At 68.8% G+C, this 19,661-nt stretch carries 13 protein-coding genes; all 13 read left to right on the top strand.

The window, feature by feature from the left end:
- Positions 1 to 287: 287 nt before the first annotated feature.
- The 13 genes from ACFYPM_RS30155 (at position 288) to mmsB (ending at position 19,508) form a co-directional block, all read left to right on the top strand.
- A complete protein-coding gene (locus ACFYPM_RS30155; RefSeq protein WP_387204125.1) occupies positions 288 to 515 on the top strand; it encodes a hypothetical protein in 228 nt (75 codons plus the stop codon).
- A gap of 477 nt (positions 516 to 992) precedes the next feature.
- The gene (gene araB / locus ACFYPM_RS30150; RefSeq protein WP_387204122.1) at positions 993 to 2,675 is read left to right on the top strand and encodes a ribulokinase; all 1,683 of its coding nucleotides are present in this window, start codon (positions 993 to 995) and stop codon (positions 2,673 to 2,675) included.
- Between the two features lie 198 nt (positions 2,676 to 2,873).
- Positions 2,874 to 3,872, top strand: a complete 999-nt coding sequence (locus ACFYPM_RS30145) for an ABC transporter substrate-binding protein (protein WP_387204274.1) — start codon at positions 2,874 to 2,876, stop codon at positions 3,870 to 3,872.
- 190 nt (positions 3,873 to 4,062) lie between these two features.
- Positions 4,063 to 5,604, top strand: coding sequence for a sugar ABC transporter ATP-binding protein (locus ACFYPM_RS30140; RefSeq protein WP_387204119.1), 1,542 nt, complete (start codon positions 4,063 to 4,065; stop codon positions 5,602 to 5,604).
- On the top strand, positions 5,601 to 6,671 hold the full coding sequence (locus tag ACFYPM_RS30135) for an ABC transporter permease (protein ID WP_387204116.1): 1,071 nt from the start codon (positions 5,601 to 5,603) through the stop codon (positions 6,669 to 6,671). Before ACFYPM_RS30140 ends, ACFYPM_RS30135 begins: the two co-directional genes overlap by 4 nt.
- Complete coding sequence (gene yjfF / locus ACFYPM_RS30130; RefSeq protein WP_387204113.1) at positions 6,668 to 7,657, top strand: galactofuranose ABC transporter, permease protein YjfF; 990 nt, start codon at positions 6,668 to 6,670, stop codon at positions 7,655 to 7,657. The genes ACFYPM_RS30135 and yjfF overlap by 4 nt, the downstream gene beginning before the upstream one ends.
- Before the next feature lie 26 nt (positions 7,658 to 7,683).
- Complete coding sequence (araA, locus tag ACFYPM_RS30125) at positions 7,684 to 9,186, top strand: L-arabinose isomerase (RefSeq protein WP_387204110.1); 1,503 nt, start codon at positions 7,684 to 7,686, stop codon at positions 9,184 to 9,186.
- A 339-nt stretch (positions 9,187 to 9,525) separates the two neighbouring features.
- Positions 9,526 to 11,646, top strand: coding sequence for a family 43 glycosylhydrolase (locus ACFYPM_RS30120; RefSeq protein ID WP_387204107.1), 2,121 nt, complete (start codon positions 9,526 to 9,528; stop codon positions 11,644 to 11,646).
- 416 nt (positions 11,647 to 12,062) lie between these two features.
- The gene (locus ACFYPM_RS30115; protein WP_357246122.1) at positions 12,063 to 13,049 is read left to right on the top strand and encodes a LacI family DNA-binding transcriptional regulator; all 987 of its coding nucleotides are present in this window, start codon (positions 12,063 to 12,065) and stop codon (positions 13,047 to 13,049) included.
- A gap of 276 nt (positions 13,050 to 13,325) precedes the next feature.
- Entirely contained in the window at positions 13,326 to 14,996 is a 1,671-nt protein-coding gene (locus ACFYPM_RS30110) for a glycoside hydrolase family 27 protein (protein WP_387204103.1), read from the top strand.
- A 503-nt stretch (positions 14,997 to 15,499) separates the two neighbouring features.
- On the top strand, positions 15,500 to 16,642 hold the full coding sequence (gene chvE / locus ACFYPM_RS30105; protein ID WP_387204099.1) for a multiple monosaccharide ABC transporter substrate-binding protein: 1,143 nt from the start codon (positions 15,500 to 15,502) through the stop codon (positions 16,640 to 16,642).
- A gap of 80 nt (positions 16,643 to 16,722) precedes the next feature.
- Positions 16,723 to 18,261: a multiple monosaccharide ABC transporter ATP-binding protein gene (gene mmsA / locus ACFYPM_RS30100; RefSeq protein ID WP_387204096.1), complete on the top strand. Its 1,539-nt coding sequence runs from the start codon at positions 16,723 to 16,725 to the stop codon at positions 18,259 to 18,261.
- Positions 18,258 to 19,508 carry a multiple monosaccharide ABC transporter permease gene (gene mmsB / locus ACFYPM_RS30095; RefSeq protein WP_387204093.1) on the top strand — a complete coding sequence of 417 codons (1,251 nt, stop codon included), beginning with the start codon at positions 18,258 to 18,260 and terminating at the stop codon, positions 19,506 to 19,508. Before mmsA ends, mmsB begins: the two co-directional genes overlap by 4 nt.
- Positions 19,509 to 19,661 lie beyond the last annotated feature (153 nt).

Below are 19,661 nucleotides of genomic sequence, written 5' to 3'. Positions count from 1 at the left end.
AATCACCCCCCCCCCCCCCCCCCCCCCCCCCCAAACCCACCCCCCCCCCCCCCCCCCCCCCCCCCCCCCCCCCCCCCCCGGCTGTCCATGTCGCGCGGTGCGGCCCGACGTGGACGCCCGCCCGACGCAGGTGCGGCCCGACGTCGGTGCGGCCCGACGTGGACGCCCGCCCGACGCAGGTGCGGCCCGACGTCGGTGCGGCCCGACGTCGACGCCCGCCGACGGCGGCCGTCGGCTGGTCGCGAGGGCTTGATCGGCTCGGATTTCTTGAAGTCGGCCGGTCTCCCGTGCTGGGACCCCCCGATTTCAAGGAACGCGAGTGGATCAGCCCGGCCCGGCCCGGCTCGGCTCGGCTCGGCTCGGCTCGGCTCGGCTCGGCTCGGCTCGGCTCGGCTCGGCTCGGCCCGGCTCGGCCCGGCTCGGCTCGGCCCGGCTCGGCCCGGCTCGGCCCGGCCCGGCTCGGCCCGGCTCGGCCGGCGGGCTCGCGGCCGTTCCAGGCCGCACCCAAAGGTTGAATGTTATCGATAACACCGGCCGCTCGCATGGCCCCGGGGTGAGCCCACAGCCCTCGGGGAGCGCTCGCTCATGAGTCATCGTGATGCCGGCAGCCATGCCAGAGGTCCGACCATGGGAGCGCGGCGGCTCGGTGATGTTATCGCCAACATCATCAGACGCCGGTGCTCGGGCGGGCGTCTCGTGGTGCGGTGGTGCGGTCCCCGTCGCCCGGCCCGTCGAGGGACTTCCGGTCGGTGGCGGTCCGTGCGACGGGCCTCGTCCCGGGTGCCCGATCGGTGGAAGGTCCGTGCGACGGCCCCAGCCCTGGCTGCCCGATCGGTGGCCGACATCGGATTCGCGTGCTTTGTGGCGGTCCGCCAGTGGCGCGCCCGAGTCGGCTCGGCTTCCGCGTTCCGTTACGGAGCTGTTGCGCCTAGATGTCTTGACGAGGCTGGATGTGAGCGTTAACACTATCCCCGTTAACGGTGGAGGTGAACATGAACCGTGTGGACGGAGCTGGCGACCGCTACGTCGTCGGTGTCGACTTCGGCACCCTGTCCGGGCGAGCTCTGGTGGTCCGTGTCGGTGATGGTGCCGAGTTGGGGACCGCGGTGCACGAGTACGGCGACGGCGTGATCAGCACGGCGCTTCCGGGAGGCCGAGCGCTGCCCCCGGACTGGGCTCTGCAGAACCCGGACGACTACCGCGACGTGCTGCGCCATGCCGTCCCGGCAGCGGTGTCCGCCGCGGGGGTGGACCCCGCCGCGGTGGTCGGCATCGGCATCGACTTCACCGCCTGCACGGTGCTGCCGACGCTTGCCGACGGCACCCCACTGTGCGAGACGCCCGAGTTGCGCGACCGGCCGCACGCCTGGGTCAAGCTGTGGAAGCACCACGCCGCGCAGCCGCACGCCGACCGGATCAACGCGCTGGCCCACGAGCGGGCCGAGCCGTGGATCGGCCGCTACGGCGGCAAGATCTCCGCTGAGTGGCAGTACGCCAAGGGCCTGCAGATCCTCGAGGAGGACCCCGAGGTCTACGACCGAGCCGAGCGCTTCGTCGAGGCGGCCGACTGGATCGTCTGGCAGCTCTGCGGCACCGAGACCCGCAACGTCTGCACCGCGGGTTACAAGGGCATCCTCCAGGACGGTCACTACCCGTCCGAGGGCTTCCTGACCGCGCTCAACCCCGACTTCGGCGACTTCGTGACCAAGCTTGACGGTCCGTTGCTGCCGCTCGGTGCGCGGGCCGGCGCGCTCACCGCCCAGGCCGCCGCGTGGACCGGCCTGCCGGAGGGGATCGCGGTGGCCGTCGGCAACGTCGACGCGCACGTCACCGCGGCGTCCGCGCAGGCCGTGGAGCCCGGCCGTCTCGTCGCCATCATGGGCACCTCGACCTGCCACGTCGTCAACGGCACGCAGCTCGCCGAGGTGGCCGGGATGTGCGGTGTCGTGGACGGCGGCATCAGCCCCGGCGCGTGGGGTTACGAGGCTGGGCAGAGCGGTGTCGGTGACATCTTCGGCTGGTTCGTCAAGCACGCCGCCCCGGCCGGCATCGACTCACACGTTCAGCTCACCGAGCTGGCCGCGAGCCAACCGGTCGGTGCGCACGGGCTCGTCGCGCTGGACTGGTGGAACGGCAACCGCTCGCTGCTGGTCAACCACGACCTCAGCGGAATGATCGTCGGAATGACCCTGGCCACCCGGCCGCAGGACATCTACCGGGCGTTGCTGGAGTCCACGGCCTTCGGCACGCGGATGATCATCGAGGCGTTCGTCGATGCCGGTGTGGCCGTGAACGACCTGGTGATCGCCGGTGGTCTCACCAACAACGCGCTGCTGATGCAGATCTACGCCGACGTGACCCGGCGACCGCTGAACATCATCGCGTCCGCGCAGGGGCCGGCGCTCGGATCGGCGATCCATGCCGCCGTCGCCGCCGGTGAGTTCCCGTCGATCCACGAGGCGTCGCAGGCGATGGGCCGGGTGCACGAGGCGGTCTACCGACCGGACCCGGACCGGGCGGGCGCCTACGACGCCCTGTACGCCGAGTACCGGGCGCTGCACGACCACTTCGGTCGCGGCGGCAACGACGTCATGCTCCGCCTGCGGGCGATCCGCAACGCGGCCGCCGAGACCGCCACGGCCACCCAGGATGCCGCGCTGGAGGTCGTCGCGTGACAGCGGTCGGCGAGCGGAACGTCTCCGGTCGCCAACCAGTCCCACCGGCGGGTTCCTGACCCTCTGCGGCCAAACCCGACCCGCCGGTCTGCACCACCCCGAAGTAGCAGCACGCAACACCCGCGTACGCCGCTCCTTGCACATCGGCGGTTGGCGCGGTTCCCCACCACACCGAGCCAAGGAGATTCGATGCGCAAGATGCGAATGCACTCCGCTCCGTGGCGCGCTGCCACGGTCCTCGCCAGTGTGCTGCTCGTCGGCAGCATGGCGGCCTGCGGCAACAGCGACACCGGCGGCGGCGGCGACACCAAGGACGACGGCAAGATCACGATGGGCTTCTCGCAGGTCGGCGCGGAGAGCGGCTGGCGTACCGCGAACACCGTCTCGATCAAGGAAGCTGCCACCGCGGCCGGGATCGAGCTGAAGTTCGACGACGCGCAGCAGAAGCAGGAAAACCAGATCAAGGCGATCCGCAACTACATCCAGCAGAAGGTCGACGTCATCGCCTTCTCGCCGGTGGTGGAGTCCGGTTGGGACACCGTGCTCAAGGAGGCCAAGGACGCCAAGATCCCGGTCATCCTGACCGACCGCTCGGTCGACTCGGCCGACAAGACGCTCTACAAGACCTTCCTCGGCTCGGACTTCGTCAAGGAGGGCAAGCTCGCCGGTGAGTGGCTGGTCGAGCAGAAGAAGACCGCCACCGGTCCGGTGAACATCGTCGAGCTGCAGGGCAGCACCGGCGCGGCACCGGCGAACGACCGCAAGAAGGGCTTCGGTGAGGCGATCGCCGCCAACCCGAACCTGAAGGTCGTCGCCTCCCAGTCGGGTGACTTCACCCGCGCCGGTGGCAAGCAGGTCATGGAGCAGTTCCTCAAGGGCAACAAGCAGATCGACGTGCTGTTCGCGCACAACGACGACATGGGCCTGGGCGCGCTCGAGGCGATCACCGCCGCTGGCAAGGTGCCGGGCAAGGACATCACCATCATCACGGTCGACGCCGTCAAGGATGGCATGCAGGCCCTCGCCGACGGCAAGTTCAACTTCATCGCGGAGTGCAGCCCGCTGCTCGGCCCGCAGCTGATGGACCTGGCCAAGAAGGTCAAGGCCGGCGAGGAGGTGCCTGCTCGGATCGAGACCGAGGAGACCACCTTCACCCAGGCGCAGGCCAAGGAGGCTCTGCCCACCCGCAAGTACTGATTGACGTCGGGGGGCCGCCGCGCTCGCGTGGCGGCCCCGCCTCGTCCCCCCATAAACCCGAACGGACCGGGCATGACCCGCGATGACCCGTGCCACGCCCGCCCGAGCCCTCCGCAGGGGCGGCCGGGCGGGCGCGGTGGGAGCGCAGCGGCCCTTCCGCGTCGACAACCCCCAGAAGAGGTCTGATGGGATGACGGATAGCCGTCCGGTCCTGACGATGACCGGGATCAGCAAGTCCTTTCCCGGGGTGCGCGCACTCCACGACGTCAACTTCCGGCTTTTTCCCGGCGAGGTGCACGCCCTGATGGGCGAGAACGGCGCCGGCAAGTCGACACTCATCAAGGTACTGACAGGTGTCTACGACACCGACGAGGGCACGATCACCCTGGACAGCGAGCCGGTGTCCTTCACCGGGCCGATGCAGGCGAACGCCGCCGGCGTCAGCACCGTGTTCCAGGAGGTCAACCTCTGCACTAACCTCTCGGTGGCGGAGAACATCTTCATCGGCCGTGAGCCGCGGCTGCTCGGCGCCGTCCGCTGGGGTGAGGTTCGCCGCCGCGCCCGCGCCCTGCTCACCCGCCTCGACCTCGACCTCGACGTCAGCGCGCCGCTCGGCTCGTACTCCCTGGCGATCCAGCAGATGGTCGCCATCGCGCGCGCCATCGACATCAAGGCCCGGGTGCTGATCCTGGACGAGCCGACGTCCAGCCTCGACGCCAGCGAGGTGGCGCAGTTGTTCCGCATCATGCGGCAACTGCGCGACGAGGGCATCGCGATCCTGTTCGTGACCCACTTCCTCGACCAGGTCTACGAGATCGCGGACCGCATCACCGTGCTGCGCAACGGTGGGCTCGTCGGCGAGTACCTGACCGCCGAGCTGCCCCAGCTCGCCCTGGTGGAGAAGATGATCGGCAAGGAACTCGACATCCTTGAGGGCATCGAGGAACACTCCCGGCGCGACCTGGCCACGGTGGAGGAGGGCACCCCGCTGGTCGCGGTGTCGGACTTCGGCCGGGCGGGGGCGGTCCAGCCGTTCAGCCTCACCATCCACGCCGGCGAGGTGGTGGGCCTGGCCGGCCTGCTGGGCTCGGGGCGTACCGAGGTCGCGCGGTTGTTGTTCGGCGCGGACCGGACCGACGGCGGTCAGGTCGTGGTCGACGGCACGTCGAGTAGCCTGCGGACCCCCGCGCAGGCCATCGACCACGGCGTCGGCTTCTGTTCGGAGAACCGCCGCGCCGAGGGCATCGTCGCCGACCTGTCGGTCCGGGAGAACATCATCCTCGCCATGCAGGCGGCCCGTGGCTGGCTGCGTCCCATCCCGCGTCGTCGCCAGGACGAGCTGGTCGACAAGTACATCAAGGCACTCAACATCCGGCCCGCGGACCCGGAGGTTCCGGTCCGCAACCTCTCCGGTGGCAACCAGCAGAAGGTGCTCCTGGCCCGGTGGCTGATCACCGAGCCGCGGCTGTTGATCCTCGACGAGCCGACCCGGGGCATCGACATCGGCGCGAAGACCGAGATCCAGAAGCTGGTGACGCAGCTGTCCGACGGTGGCATGGCGGTGCTGTTCATCTCTGCCGAGTTGGAGGAGGTGCTGCGACTCAGCCACAAGGTGGCCGTCATGCGGGACCGCCAGATGGTCGCGCAGCTCGCCAACGACGACAGCCTCAACGCCGACCGCATCATGCAGACCATCGCGAGTGGGTCCCACCGCGAGGAGGCAGACCGATGAGCGACACCGTGAGCCGCTACCGGACGATCACCGGTCACCGGCTGTTCTGGCCCGCGGCCGTGCTGGTCGCCATGCTCGCCGCGAACACGATCTACCGGCCCGGGTTCCTGTCCATCGAGCTCAAGGACGGGCACCTGTACGGCTCGCCGATCGACATCCTGCGGTTGAGCGCGCCGTTGATCCTCGTCGCGCTGGGCATGACCCTGGTCATCTCGACCGGCGGCATCGACCTGTCGGTCGGCTCGGTCTGCGCGATCAGCGGCGCGATGGCCTGCATGTACATCAGCAAGCAGCCCGACCAGAACAGCCTCACCGTGGTGCTGACCGCCCTCGCGATGGCGTTGGGGGTCGCGCTCGTGCTGGGCGTCTGGAACGGGGTGCTGGTGGCCGTGATCGGGATCCAACCGATCATCGCCACCCTGATCCTGATGGTGGCCGGCCGGGGTCTCGCCCAGCTGATCACCCAGGGGCAGATCATCACCATCAACTCCGGGCCGTTCCGGGCGATCGGGCTGGGTCACCTGCTGACCCTGCCGCTGGCCATCTTCATCGCCCTTGCCGCGGCGGTGCTCGTCGCCGCGTTCACCCGCCGCACCGCACTCGGCATGATCATCGAGTCGGTGGGCGGCAACGCGGAGGCGAGCCGACTCGCCGGCATCCGCTCCGGCCGGGTCATCTTCCTCGCTTACGTCGTCAGCGCCGTCTGCGCGGCGGTCGCCGGCTTCATGATGACGGCCAACGTCTCCAGCGCCGACGGCAACGCCGTCGGCCTCTGGGTGGAGTTGGACGCCATCCTCGCGGTCGTCATCGGTGGCACGTCCCTCGCCGGCGGCCGATACTTCCTGAGCGGCACCATCCTCGGCGCGCTGATCATCCAGACCCTGACCACCTCGGTGTATGCCATGAACATCTCGCCGCAGACCTCGCTGCTGTTCAAGGCGGTCGTCGTCATCGCCGTCTGCCTCATCCAGGCGCCGGCCTTCCGGGCCCGGTTCGCCCGCCGCAGGCGCAGCGTTCCGCCGTCCGCACCCATCGCCGACAAGCCGAAGGAGCAGGTGCCGGCATGACCACTGGAACGCTTACCGCCGGTCGTACCCGGTTCCGGCTGCCGAGGAAGCAGATACCGGTCCTGGCGACGCTCGCCCTGCTGCTGCTGATGTACGCCATCGGGGTGTCGCAGTACACGGCGTTCTCCAACGTGCAGGTCATCTTCAACGTCTTCATCGACAACGGCTTCCTGCTCGTCGTCGCGGTGGGGATGACCTTCGTGATCCTCACCGGTGGCATCGACCTGTCGGTCGGGTCGGTCGTCGCCATGACGGCGATGGTGTCGGCCGCGCTGCTGCAGGACGGCATGCCGGCGGCACTGGTGCTCGTCATCGCCCTGCTCATCGGCCCGACGCTCGGTCTGCTGATGGGTTGCGCCATCCACTTCTTCGAGATCCAGCCGTTCATCGTCACGCTCGCCGGGATGTTCTTCGCCCGGGGCATGTGTACGTTCATCTCCGGCTCGTCCATCCCGATCACCGACGGGTTCTGGACCTCGATGTCCCAGGAGCGGATCGGTAACCCGCAGGGCAACTTCGTGTCGATCAGCGTGCTGATCGCCTTCGTCGTGGTTGCCGTCGCCGCGTACGTGCTGGCCTACACCCGGCTGGGCCGCAACGTGTACGCCATCGGCGGCAACCCCCAGTCGGCCCTGCTGATGGGCCTGCCGGTGGGCCGGACCCGGATCGCCGTCTACACGATCAGCGGCCTGTGCTCCGCGATCGGTGGGATCCTGTTGTCCTTCTACACCCTCTCCGGTGCGCCTCTGATCGCCGTCGGCATGGAGCTGGACGTCATCGCCGCCGTCGTCATCGGCGGCACGGTGCTCACCGGGGGCGCGGGTTACGTCTTCGGAACGGTGCTGGGCGTGCTGGTCCTGGGCGTGATCCAGACCCTCATCACCTTCGATGGGAGCCTCAACTCCTGGTGGACCAAGATCGTGATCGGCGGTCTGCTCTTCGCGTTCATCCTCCTCCAGCGCCTCATCGGAATCCGTTACAAGTGACAGTTCCTCTCGCGGAAGGCAACCCCATGGCACCACAAACCCAGCCCGAGATCTGGTTCCTCACCGGCAGCCAAGGCATGTACGGCGAGGAGACGCTCCGGCAGGTCGCCGAGCAGTCCCGCCAGATCGCGGCCGCGCTCGACGACTCGCCGCAGATTCCCGCCCGGGTGGTCTGGAAGCCCGTCCTGACCAACAGTGGTGAGATCCTGCAGGTCTGCCGGGACGCCGCCGCCCAGGGTGCCGTCGGGGTCATCGCCTGGATGCACACCTTCTCGCCGGCGAAGATGTGGATCTCCGGTCTGGACGCGTTGCAGACGCCGCTGCTGCACCTGCACACCCAGGCCAACGTGCTGCTGCCCTGGAACGACATCGACATGGACTTCATGAACCTGAACCAGGCCGCCCACGGCGACCGGGAGTTCGGGTACATCCAGACCCGTCTCGGTGTGGCCCGCAAGACGGTGGCCGGGCACGTCAGCGACCCGCGGGTCACCGCTCGGGTCGGGGCGTGGGCACGTGCCGCGCTCGGCTGGTCGGCGATGCGTTCGCTGCGCCTGGCCCGCTTCGGCGACAACATGCGCGACGTCGCGGTGACCGAGGGCGACAAGGTCGAGGCGGAGCTGCGGTTCGGGGTCTCGGTCAACACCTACGGCGTCAACGACCTGGTCGAGGTGGTCGGTGAGGTCACCGACGCGCAGGTGGACGACCTGGTCAAGGAGTACCAGGACACCTACCGCATCGGCGGCGACCTGCTGCCCGGCGGCGACCGGCACGACTCGTTGCGGTACGCGGCCCGCCTGGAGTTGGGCATGCGCACGTTCCTGGACACGGGCGGGTTCCGGGCCTTCACCACGAACTTCGAGGATCTCGGGGGCCTGCGTCAGCTGCCGGGCATCGCCGTGCAGCGGCTGATGGCCGACGGCTACGGCTTCGGTGGCGAGGGCGACTGGAAGACGTCCGTCCTGGTGCACACGCTCAAGGCGATGTCGGTGGGCGTGGACGGCGGCACATCGTTCATGGAGGACTACACCTACGACCTCACCCCGGGCGAGGAGTTGGTGCTCGGCGCCCACATGCTGGAGGTCTGCCCGACCATCGCCTCCGACGTACCCAACGTGGAGATCCACCCCCTGAGCATCGGCGGTCGGGAGGACCCGGTCCGGCTGGTGTTCGACGCCGCGCCCGGCCCGGCGGTGGTGCTCGGGCTCGCCGACATGGGCGAGCGGTTCCGGTTGGTGGCCAACGAGATCGACGTGGTGACGCCGCCGCAGCCGTTGCGTCGACTGCCGGTGGCCCGTGCCGTCTGGCGTCCGCGGCCTGACCTGCCCGTTTCGGCCGAGTCGTGGATCACCGCCGGGGCGCCGCACCACACGGTGCTGTCGCAGGCGGTGGGCGTGGAGGAGTTGCACGACCTGGCCGAGATGAGCCGTACCGAACTCGTCGTCATCGACGCGGACACCGAGCCGCGCCGCTTCGCCGACGAGATTCGCTGGAACCAGGCCTACTACCGGTTGGCCCGCGGCTTCTGACCGGCGCGGCCCGGCCGCGTCCATGACGGGTGGTCCATCCCGGCCTGCGGGCCGGAGGTGGGCCACCCGTTCGCGTCTGCGCCAGCAGGGCCACGAGGCGATTGTGTTACGCCTTGACTAACAGCATGTTATCGCTCACAGTCTATAGCCAAGATGGTCGATGTCGTTGGCTGGTCCGGCCGCGCGCGCGTCCTACCCCGCGGTTTCGGCACCTCGTCACCGCGACGGTCGGGCAACCGGTGTTAGCGATCACATGGCCGGGCGTGGTCAGCTCGGTGCCCCGCCCGGTGCCGCGGACGCCGACCCAGACCGCACGGTTCGCGTCAGCAGAGGAGGATCATGCTTTCCATCGGTCGGGTTCCCCGGGGTGCACCACGGCGTGGGTGGCTTACGAGACTCGCCGTCGCCGCGATGGTGCTGGTGGTCGGTGGCGCGGCTGCGGCCGTCGCCTCGTCGCCCGCGTCAGCGGCCACGGTCGACACCAGCGCGTGGTACGTGTTGGTGAATCGCAACAGTGGCAAGGCAGTGGACGTGTACAACATGGCCACGAACGACGGCGCGCGGATCACCCAGTGGACGCGCAACAACGGCAACCAGCAGCAGTGGCAGTTCGTCGACTCCGGAAGCGGCTACTACCGGCTCAAGTCGAGGTTGTCGGGCAAGGTGCTGGACGTCTCCGGCCGCTCGACCGCCGACGGCGGGCCGATCGTGCAGTGGTCTGACAACAACGGCACCAACCAGCAGTTCCGGTTGGCCGACTCGGACGGCGGGTACGTCCGATTGATCAACCGCAACAGCAACAAGGCGATGGAGGTGCAGGGCGCCTCGACCGCCGACGGCGGCAACATCGTGCAGTATGCCGACTGGAACGGCACCAACCAGCAGTGGCAGCTCGTTCGCGTCGACGGCGGGACCAACCCCACGACGCCACCGCCCACCACCACGCCGCCCCCGTCGAACGGCACGTACACCAACCCGGTGGTCTGGCAGGACTTCGCCGACGTCGACATCATCCGGGTGGACAACGCCTACTACATGTCGGCGTCCACCATGCACTACTCGCCGGGCGCGCCCGTGCTGCGCTCGTACGACCTGGTGAACTGGGAGTTCGCCGGACACTCGGTGCCCAAGCTCGACTTCGGCTCGAAGTACGACATGAGCGGCGGCAACGCCTACGTCGACGGGATCTGGGCGTCGACCCTGAACTACCGGCCGAGCAACAAGACGTACTACTGGGCCGGGTGCATCGACTTCGCGCAGACCCACATCTACACCGCGTCCGCCGTCGACAGCACGTGGAGCAAGCACACCACCATCCCCAACTGCTACTACGACGCCGGCCTGCTGTTCGACGACAACGACACCCCGTACGTCGCGTACGGCAACGGCACGATCAGCGTGGCGCAGCTGTCCGCGGACGGGAAGTCGCAGGTCCGCGCCCAGCAGGTGTACCAGACGCCGTCGAGCATCGGGACGCTGGAGGGCGCCCGCTTCTACAAGCGCAACGGCGCCTACTACATCTGGCTCACCCGCCCGGCCAACGGCCAGTACGTGCTGAAGTCGACGAACGGCCCGTTCGGCCCGTACGAGCAGCGGCAGGTGCTGCTCAACCTGCCCGGCCCGATCTCCGGTGGCGGCGTGCCGCACCAGGGCGGACTGGTGCAGACCCAGAACGGCGACTGGTACTACATGTCCTTCGTCGACGCGTACCCCGGTGGTCGGATGCCGGCCCTGGCCCCGATCACCTGGACCGGCGACGGCTGGCCGGTGCTGCAGACGGTCAACGGCACGTGGGGCACCACGTACCCGAAGCCGAACCTGCCGGCGCCGCCGCGGGCGGTCAAGCCGCTCACCGGCACCGACACGTTCGCCGGCACCACCCTCGGCCCGCAGTGGGAGTGGAACCACAACCCCGACAACAGCAAGTGGTCGGTCAACAACGGGCTGAACCTGCAGACCGCCACCGTCACCGGCGACCTGTACAAGGCCCGCAACACGCTGACCCACCGGATCCAGGGCCCCACCTCGACGGCCACCATCGAGTTGGACTACTCCACGATGCGCGACGGAGACCGCACCGGCCTGGCGGTGTTGCGCAACTCGTCGGCCTGGATCGGGGTCCGGCGGGACAACGGATCCACCCGTCTGGTCATGCAGAACGGGCTCACGATGGACGGCAGTTGGAACACCACGAGCACCGGCAGTGAGGTGGCGAGCACCGCCGTCTCCGGTGGCCGGATCTGGTTGCGGGCCAACGCCGACATCAGACCCGGGTCCGGCCGGCAGGCCCGCTTCTCGTACAGCACGGACGGGGTCAACTTCACCTCGTTCGGCAACACCCTGACGTTGGCGAACAACTGGCAGTTCTTCATGGGCTACCGGTTCGCCATCTTCAACCACGCGACGTCGGCGCTCGGCGGCGCGGTCACGGTCCGTCAGTTCGACCTGACGACGCCGTGACGCCGGTCACACACCGATCGGTTTGACCGGTGGCGTCGACGAGCGCCGGCCCAGCCGGCACATTGAGTCGGCGCCACCAGGTCATGTTCCAGTCGGCCCTGCTCCACGCTCTCTCCAGGAGCGTGGAGCAGGCTGGCGGGCCACCGCAGTCCGTAACCGAGAGCCGGATGCCCGCGTACGGCGCGTGGGAAAGGCCTTGTGCGGCTTTCGATGCGTAGCACATCCGGGCACAGCCGTCCCGTATTCGAAGCGGATGCTGGCGTAGACTGACGGCGATTCAGCGCTGGTCACCTGGGATTCAGCACCGGCGTGGTGGCTGAGCGAGGGGGATCGGGCCGGGCCGCTCCAGTCGACGCCGACGGGCCGCGGGCCGGAGACGTAGCGGGGAGAGTGAAATGGCCGTCCACGGTCCCGCGATGACAGATGTCGCTCGTCTGGCCGGTGTCTCCCATCAGACGGTGTCGCGGGTGCTCAACGGGCACCCCAACGTTCGTGAGCAGACCCGGCTCCGGGTGCGGGCGGCGATCGCCGAACTCGGCTATCGCCCGAACGGCGCCGCTCGTGCCCTGGTGACCGGCCGATCCCAGGTCATCGGGGTGGTCGCACAGAACACGACGCTCTACGGTCCGGCCTCGATGTTGGCCGCCTTGGAGCAGACCGCCGCCGAAGAGGGTTTCGCGGTGAGTGTCGGCAGCGTGCGAAACCTGGACCACCGCTCCATCTCGGCCGCCGTCGAACGACATCTGTCGCACCGGGTCGCCGGCATCGTGGTCATCGCCCCGGTGGAGTCGGCGGGTGAGGCGTTGGAACACCTGCCGCAGGATGTCCCGCTGGTCACGGTCGACGGCGACCCGAGCCGGCCGGTGCCGTTGGTGACGGTCGACCAGGTGGCGGGCGCCCGGGCGGCGACCCAGCATCTGCTCGACGCGGGGCACCGCACCGTCTGGCACGTCTCCGGGCCGTTCGACTGGTTCGACAGCGTCGGCCGGATCGACGGTTGGCGGGAGGCGCTGCTGGCGGCCGGGGTGGACCCGCCGCCGCTGATGCCGGGGGACTGGTCCGCCGCATCGGGTTACCGGTGCGGGCAGATGTTGGCGAGGATGCCGGAGGTCACGGCGGTCTTCACCTCGAACGACCATCTCGCGCTGGGCGTGCTGCGGGCGTTGCACGAATTCGGCAGACGGGTACCGCACGACATCAGCGTGGTCGGCTTCGACGACGTGCCGGAGGCGGCGTACTTCATTCCGCCGTTGACCACCGTCCGCCCCGACTTCGACGCGGTGGCGCGGGCGAGCCTGCAGATGCTGCTGGCCCAGATCGAGACGGGCACCGGCGGGGCAATGCGGCAGACCATCGCCCCGGCCCTGGTCGCCCGCGAGAGCGTCGCCCCACCGCGGAGTTGACGTCGGTCCCAGCCGAAGGCTGTTGGGCGGGGTGACCGGCGTGTGCGGCACCTCGCCGTACTGCTGGCTCGTCACCATCGGTAAGGCGCCGCTCAATCGGGAGCTGATTTTTTCATCGACCGATGGCAATGCAACTGCCACCGAAGTATTGAACCTCGTGAAATGTGGCCGTAACATGATGGACGTCTCTGTTAACGCTAACAAGATTTGGCGTCCAGCTATCGCCCCAGCAGTCAGATCGTAGTCACGGGCGGGCGCCACCGACAAGGAGGCTCGATGAACCGCATCACCCGAGGTCGACGCTGGGGGAGCGTACTGGCGGCCGGAGTGCTTGTCGCCGGTGCTCTGGTCGGCCTCCGCGCCCCGGCGGCGCAGGCACTGGACAACGGGGTGGCGCGTACTCCCCCCATGGGCTGGAATTCGTGGAACTCGTTCGGCTGCAACATCAACGAGGCGCTGATCCGGCAGACGGCGGACGCGATCGTCAGCAGCGGCATGCGGGACCTGGGCTACAACTACGTCGTGGTCGACGACTGCTGGTTCAACCCCAACCGGGACAGCTCCGGCAACATCCAGGGCGACCCCACCCGGTTCCCCAGCGGGATGAAGGCGCTCGGCGACTACCTGCACGCCCGGGACCTGAAGTTCGGCATCTACCAGGTGCCCGTCGACAAGACCTGCGCCCAGTACTTCGGCGCCTACCCCGGAGCAACCGGCAGCCGGGGCCACGAGGTGCAGGACGCCCGCCAGTTCGCCGCCTGGGGCGTCGACTTCCTCAAGTACGACTGGTGCTCGCCGGAGGGCAGCATCAACGACCAGGTGACGACCTTCGCCAAGATGCGTGACGCGCTGGCCGCCACCGGTCGACCGATCGTCTACAGCATCAACTCGAACAGCATCCACGCCAAGACGGGCCCGCAGCGCAACTGGGGCGACGTGGCCAACATGTGGCGTACCACCGAGGACATCACCAACGCCTGGGACACCGGCCAGACCAACGGCTACCCGATGGGCATCCAGAACATCATCAACGTGACCGTTCCGTTGGCGTCCTACGCGAGGCCGGGCGGGTTCAACGACCCGGACATGATGGAGGTCGGTCGTGGCGGCATGAACGACACGGAGATGCGCAGCCACTTCGCCATGTGGGCGATCATGGCGTCTCCGCTGATCGCCGGCAACGACGTCCGGAACATGAACTCCGCGACGCAGACCATCCTCAAGAACGCCAACCTGATCGCGATCAACCAGGACTCGCTCGGGTTGCAGGGGACGCAGGTGTCGTTCGACGGCACCCGCCGGGTGCTGGCCAAGCGGCTCGCCAACGGTGACGTCGCCGTCGCCCTGTTCAACCAGGGTGGCTCGACGACGACGATCTCGACCACGGCCGCCGCCGTCGGCAAGTCCGGGAGCTCGTTCACGCTGGTTGAGGCGTGGTCCGGTGCCACCACCTCCAGCAGCGGCACCATCAGCGCCAGCGTTCCGGCGCACGGCACGGTGGTCTACCGGGTCAGCGGTGGGGGGACGACTCCTCCGACGACCACGCCGCCGACCACCCCGCCGCCGGGCACGTCGAGCGCGCTCGCCAGCGCCGCCTCCGGCCGCTGCCTGGACGTTCCGAACAGCAACACCACCAACGGCACCCAGCCGGTGATCTGGGACTGCAACGGTGCCGCCAACCAGCGCTGGACCGTCAACGGTCAGACCCTGCAGTCGCTCGGCAAGTGCCTGGACGCGCCCACGAACGCCGCGGCCGGTTCCAAGGTGCAGATCTGGGACTGTAACGGTGCAGCCAACCAGCGGTGGACCATCAACGCCAACGGCACGATCAGCGGCGCCCAGTCCGGGCTCTGCCTCGACGTCAACGGCAACGGCACGGCCAACGGCACCACGGTGATCCTCTGGAACTGCACCGCGGCGGCCAACCAGCGGTGGACGCAGCGATAGCCGACCGGGCCCGTCGACCGACCAGGTCGCGGCAGCCCACCTGATCCGGTTCAACCCCCGGTGCCCGCGGACGACCCCCGTCGTCCGCGGGCACCGTCGCGTTCGCCGGCCGGCACGCCGCGGCGGTTCTGCCACGCCGCGGCGGTTCTGCCACGCCGCGGCGGTTCTGCCACGCCGCGGCCGTTCTGCCACGCCGCGGCCGTTCTGCCACGCCGCGGCGGTGCTGGCGCGGCGGTCGTGCGGGGCGGCGGTCCGGCCGGTGGTTCGGCGCGGTCGACGGTCCGGCCCGACGGCTGTTCGCTTCGGCGCCGGTCACCGCGGCGCTCCCAGGTCCGGGCACCTCCGAGCGCTGGTCTCGTCCGTGGAGACGCCTCCGTTACGAGACCGTGACACCGGTATTTCGGATCAAGTGTTGACGTGCCGGATGTGAGCGCTAACACTACCCCGAAAGGTGACAGTTTTGGCCCCGGCACTCGACGGGGGAGTCCAGAGAGGAGAAGCCCGTGGGCAGGAAATTCCTGGTTGCTCTCGGCGGCGCGATGCTGACGCTGAGTATGGCAGCGTGCAGTGGCGGGGGTGCCGGCAGCGGTGACGACAAGAGCAGCGCGAAGCCTGGCGACCTGACCATCGGTGTGTCGATGCCGACCCAGACCTCGGAGCGGTGGATCGCCGACGGCAACGCGGTGAAGTCCAAGCTTGAGGGCAAGGGCTACAAGGTCGACCTCCAGTACGCCGGCGACGACATCCCCACCCAGTCGCAGCAGGTCGACCAGATGATCACCCAGGGCGCTGACGTCCTGATCATCGCGGCGATCGACGGCACCGCGCTCAGCAGCCAGCTGCAGGCCGCCGCGTCCGCGAAGATCCCGGTCATCTCCTACGACCGGCTGATCCGCGGTAGCAAGGACGTCGACTTCTACGTCAGCTTCGACAACTACAAGGTCGGCGTCGCCCAGGGCACCGCGCTGCTCGTCGGGCTCGGCCTGCTGAACAAGGACGGCTCGAAGGGCACCGCCAAGGGGCCGCTGAACGTCGAGCTCTTCGCGGGCTCGCTGGACGACAACAACACGCAGTTCTTCTTCAACGGCGCGATGGACACGCTCAAGCCGTTCGTCGACGACGGCACGCTTGTCGTCAAGTCCAAGCAGACCACGCCCGAGCAGGTCGCCACCCTGCGCTGGCAGCAGGAGACCGCGCAGAAGCGCATGGAGAACCTGCTGACCTCCAGCTACAACGACGGCTCGAAGGTCGACGGCGTGCTGTCGCCGTACGACGGCATCTCCCGGGGCATCATCACCGCCCTGCAGAACGCCGGCTACGGCACCGGCGCGAAGAAGCTCCCGGTGGTGACCGGCCAGGACGCCGAGATCGCCTCGATCAAGCTGATCAACGACGGCGTGCAGAGCTCCACGGTCTTCAAGGACACCCGTCTGCTGGCCGACCAGGCCGTGAACGCCGCCGAGGCGTTCCTGCAGAAGAAGGAGCCGGAGGCCAACGACACCAAGACGTACAACAACGGTGTCAAGGTCGTCCCGTCGTACCTGCTCCCGATCGTCACGGTCTACAAGGACGACATCAAGACCGCGCTGATCGACTCCGGCTACTGGACGGCGGAAGAGGTCGCCGCCGGTCAGGCCAAGAAGTAAACCAATCGTCGGGCCCGGCGGTCGCCGCCGGGCCCGACGTCTGGGCGTACCGTGTCCAGACCTGACGGAGGACAGTGACCATGGACGACACCATCCTCGAGATGCGTCGCATCACCAAAACCTTCCCCGGCGTGACCGCGCTGGACGACGTCAGCCTCGCAGTGCGCCGCGGGGAGATCCACGCCATCTGTGGTGAGAACGGCGCCGGCAAGTCCACCCTGATGAAGGTGCTGTCCGGCGTCTACCCCTCCGGGTCGTACGACGGCGAGATCCTCTTCGACGGCAAGCCGATGCAGTTCCGTGGCATCCGCGACAGCGAGGCCAACGGCATCGTCATCATCCACCAGGAGCTCGCCCTGGTGCCGTACCTGTCGATCGCGGAGAACATCTTCCTCGGCAGCGAGCGGCGCAACCGCCTCGGGCTCATCGACTGGAACCTGGCCAACGCCGACGCGGCCAAGCTGCTGGCGTCCGTCGGGTTGCACGAGAACCCCGTTACCCCGGTCATCCAGCTCGGCGTCGGCAAGCAGCAGTTGGTGGAGATCGCCAAGGCGCTGTCGAAGAAGGTGCGCCTGCTCATCCTGGACGAGCCGACGGCCGCGCTCAACGACATCGACTCGGCGCACCTGCTCGACCTGCTGCGGGCACTCCGCGACCAGGGCATCACCTGCATCATGATCTCGCACAAGCTCAACGAGATCACCGCCATCGCCGACTCGACCACCGTCATCCGGGACGGGCGCGCGGTGGAGACCCTCGACATGCGCTCCGACGAGGTGACCCAGCAGCGGATCATCCGCGGCATGGTCGGGCGCGACCTGGACAGCTTCTACCCCGACCGCGAGTCGTCGCCCGGCGAGGAGGTCCTCCGGATCGAGGACTGGACCGTGCGGCACCCGGTGCAGGACCGGATGGTCGTCGAGGACGTCGCCCTGTCCGTCCGCGCCGGCGAGGTCGTCGGCATCGCGGGCCTGATGGGCGCGGGGCGCACCGAGCTGGCGATGAGCGTGTTCGGTCGGTCGTACGGGCGCGACATCCGGGGCCGACTCTTCGTGCGCGGTCGGGAGGTGCAGGCACGCACGGTCGCCGAGGCGATCGACAACGGCATCGCCTACGTCACCGAGGACCGCAAGAGGTACGGGCTCAACCTCATCGACGACGTCCGCCGCAACGTCTCCGCCGCCGCGTTGGACCGGCTGTCCCGCCTGGGCTGGGTGAACGGCAACGAGGAGATCAAGGTTGCCGAGGACAGCCGGCGGGAGATGAACATCCGGACGACGAGCGTCATGGCGGTGGTCGGTAAGCTCTCCGGCGGCAACCAGCAGAAGGTCGTCCTGTCGAAGTGGCTGTTCACCGACCCGGATGTGCTGATCCTGGACGAACCCACCCGGGGGATCGACGTCGGTGCGAAGTACGAGATCTACACGATCATCAACCGGCTGGTGGCCGCGGGCAAGGCGGTGATCGTCATCTCCTCGGAGCTGCCGGAGTTGCTCGGGATGTGCGACCGCATCTACACCCTCGCCGCCGGCCGGATCACCGGTGAGATGCCGGTGGCCGAGGCGACTCAGGAGAGCCTCATGGAGCTGATGACCAAGGACAAGGAGCTCGTGGCGTGACCACCATCAAGACCCCCCCGACGGAGAGCCCGACGCCCTCGGACAACACACCCGCGGCCGCTCTGCACAGCGGCACGAACGACCTGCGGGCGCTGGTGTTGAACAACCTGCGGCAGAGCGGGATCTACGTCGCCCTGGTCGTCATCGTCGCGTTCTTCGCGATCCTGACCGACGGGGTGCTGCTGAGCCCCGGCAACATCACCAACATCGTCCTGCAGTACTCGTACATCCTGGTCCTCGCGATCGGGATGGTCATCCTGATCATCGGTGGGCACATCGACCTGTCGGTCGGATCGGTCGTCGCGCTGACCGGAGCGGTGTCCGCCGTCCTGGTGATCCAGCAGGGCTATCCCTGGTGGGTCGGTGTCGTGGCCGCGATCGCCGTCGGCGTCGCGGTTGGCGCGTGGCATGGCTTCTGGGTGGCGTACGCCGGTATTCCGGCCTTCATCGTGACCCTGGCCGGGATGCTGCTGTTCCGGGGTCTCACCCTCCGGGTGCTCGACAACATCTCGCTGTCGCCGTTCCCGGCCGAATACCAGAAGGTCGCGGCGGGCTTCCTGAACGGGCTGCTCGGCGGGCAGGGCTTCGACGCCTTCACGCTGCTGATCGGCGCGGTCGCCGTGGCCGGGTACGCGGTGAGTGGTTTCCGCACCCGCGTGGCGCGCATCCGCTACCAGCAGCCCGTCGAGTCGTTCCCGCTGTTCGTCGCCCGGGTCGTGCTGGTCGGCGCGGTCATCATGTACTTCGCCTGGCAGCTGGCGCACGCCCGCGGTCTGCCGATCGTGCTGATCATCCTGGCGGTGCTCGTCCTGGTCTACGGCCTGCTCACCCGGCGTACCGTCTTCGGTCGCCAGGTCTACGCGATCGGCGGCAACCTGTCGGCGGCGGCGCTGTCCGGGGTGAAGGTCCGCACCGTCAACTTCTGGATGTTCGTCAACATGGGCTTCCTGGCGGCGGTGGCCGGCGTCATCTACTCGTCGCGGTCGAACGGCGCTCAGCCCGCCGCCGGCAACATGTTCGAGCTGGACGCGATCGCCGCGGCCTTCATCGGCGGTGCGGCGGTCACGGGCGGGGTGGGCACCGTGGTGGGCGCGATGGTCGGCGGTCTGATCATGGCGGTGATGAGCAACGGCATGCAGCTGATGGGCATCGACCAGTCGACCCAGTCGGTGGTGAAGGGCCTCGTCCTGCTCGTCGCGGTCGCCTTCGACGTCTACAACAAGCGCCGGGCCGGCACGGCTCGCTGACGTCGCAACAGCACGACCGTGGCCCCAGCCCCCCGCGCGGGGCGGGGGCCCCGGGCACCCGGGAGTCGGTTGGGACCCCGGCGCGCCGCGACCCCCCGCGCCCGGCCCGCCGGCCGGCTGAGGGGGCCCCCCGCCAAAGCCGGAACCCGCCCC

The sequence above is a fragment of the Micromonospora sp. NPDC005203 genome, assembly GCF_042872705.1.
Taxonomy (GTDB): Bacteria; Actinomycetota; Actinomycetes; order Mycobacteriales; family Micromonosporaceae; genus Micromonospora.
The sequence above is the reverse complement of the archived record's forward strand: the minus strand, read 5'-3'. Positions and strand labels throughout refer to the sequence as shown.

Excerpts from the sequence above, each read along its gene's own strand:
- araB (WP_387204122.1), top strand. The coding sequence starts at position 993 with ATGAACCGTGTGGACGGAGCTGGCGACCGCTACGTCGTCGGTGTCGAC.
- ACFYPM_RS30145 (WP_387204274.1), top strand. The coding sequence starts at position 2,874 with ATGCGAATGCACTCCGCTCCGTGGCGCGCTGCCACGGTCCTCGCCAGT.
- ACFYPM_RS30140 (WP_387204119.1), top strand. The coding sequence starts at position 4,063 with ATGACGGATAGCCGTCCGGTCCTGACGATGACCGGGATCAGCAAGTCC.
- ACFYPM_RS30135 (WP_387204116.1), top strand. The coding sequence starts at position 5,601 with ATGAGCGACACCGTGAGCCGCTACCGGACGATCACCGGTCACCGGCTG.
- yjfF (WP_387204113.1), top strand. The coding sequence starts at position 6,668 with ATGACCACTGGAACGCTTACCGCCGGTCGTACCCGGTTCCGGCTGCCG.
- araA (WP_387204110.1), top strand. The coding sequence starts at position 7,684 with ATGGCACCACAAACCCAGCCCGAGATCTGGTTCCTCACCGGCAGCCAA.
- ACFYPM_RS30120 (WP_387204107.1), top strand. The coding sequence starts at position 9,526 with ATGCTTTCCATCGGTCGGGTTCCCCGGGGTGCACCACGGCGTGGGTGG.
- ACFYPM_RS30115 (WP_357246122.1), top strand. The coding sequence starts at position 12,063 with ATGACAGATGTCGCTCGTCTGGCCGGTGTCTCCCATCAGACGGTGTCG.
- ACFYPM_RS30110 (WP_387204103.1), top strand. The coding sequence starts at position 13,326 with ATGAACCGCATCACCCGAGGTCGACGCTGGGGGAGCGTACTGGCGGCC.
- mmsA (WP_387204096.1), top strand. The coding sequence starts at position 16,723 with ATGGACGACACCATCCTCGAGATGCGTCGCATCACCAAAACCTTCCCC.